Raw genomic sequence first — 954 nt, 5'->3', positions numbered from 1 at the left:
CCCTCGGCCCGCGCACCACCCGCCGGCTGCGGGGGGAGGCCCTGCTGTCCTGCCGCCGGGAGGACCTGCCCGGCTGGGCGGAGCGGCTGGCGGAGGCCGCCGCGCTCGGCGCCTTCACCACCACCCCGGCCACCACCCCGTGGGCCGGGGCCCGCCTGACCCGGTCCGAGCAGGCCGAGGCCGTCGCCGCCTCGGTGCGCCGCCTCGTGGCCGACCTGCTGCCCGCCGCCCGCGCCCGCATGGCCGTCCTCGACGCCGAGGCCGGCCTGCGCGGCGCCGACACCCCGGCCGGCTGGCTGGAGCAGGTCGAGCTGCTGCGCGGCGTGCGCCGGACCGCGCAGCGCTTCTCCGCGGAGGTGTACCGGCAGTCGCTGGCGGACGTGGTGGCCGCGACGGCCGGCCCCTCCCAGCGCCGCGCGGACGGCGTGCGGATGGGCTGGTGGCGGCGCTGGCGGCTGCGCCGGCAGGCCCGCGCCCTGCTGCTGCCCACCGCGGTGCCCGCCGGCACCGAGGAGCTGCACGACTGGCTGCTGCAGGCGCGGGCGCAGCGGCTGGAGTGGCAGCGCGCCAGCGGCCGCGGCGGTGTCCCGCAGGTGCCGGCGGCGCTGGACGGGGCCGAGGCGGCGCTGGACGCGCTGCTGGCGGAGCTGGACGCCGTCGCCTGGGCGCTGCCGGAGCGCTTCGGCGGGGTGGAGGGCCTGCGCGGCGCGGCGCTGCCGGAGCTGTCCGCGCTGCTGCGCTCCCTGCACGAGGACGAGGGTGCGCTCGGCCCGCTGCCGCGGCGCACCGTGCTGCTGGCGGAGCTCGCGGCCGGTGGCTGGCAGCCGCTGCTCGACGACCTCGGGGCGCGCTGGAGCGGTGAGGGCAGCGTGGACCTGCGCGCGGAGGTGGAGACCGCCTGGTGGGCCGGTGTGCTGGAGGCCGTCTCGCTGGCCGACCCGCTCGTGGGCGCGG

Annotated in this window: 1 pseudogene; it reads left to right on the top strand. The window is 81.0% G+C overall.

The window, feature by feature from the left end:
* A pseudogene (locus ABEB16_RS22560) lies at positions 1-954 on the top strand (hypothetical protein); the annotation flags it as partial.

This window comes from Kineococcus glutinatus, assembly GCF_039542765.1.
In the GTDB taxonomy this organism is placed as follows: Bacteria; Actinomycetota; Actinomycetes; order Actinomycetales; family Kineococcaceae; genus Kineococcus_A; species Kineococcus_A glutinatus.
Note: the sequence above shows the minus strand (reverse complement) of the source record. Positions and strands in the feature narration are given on the sequence as shown.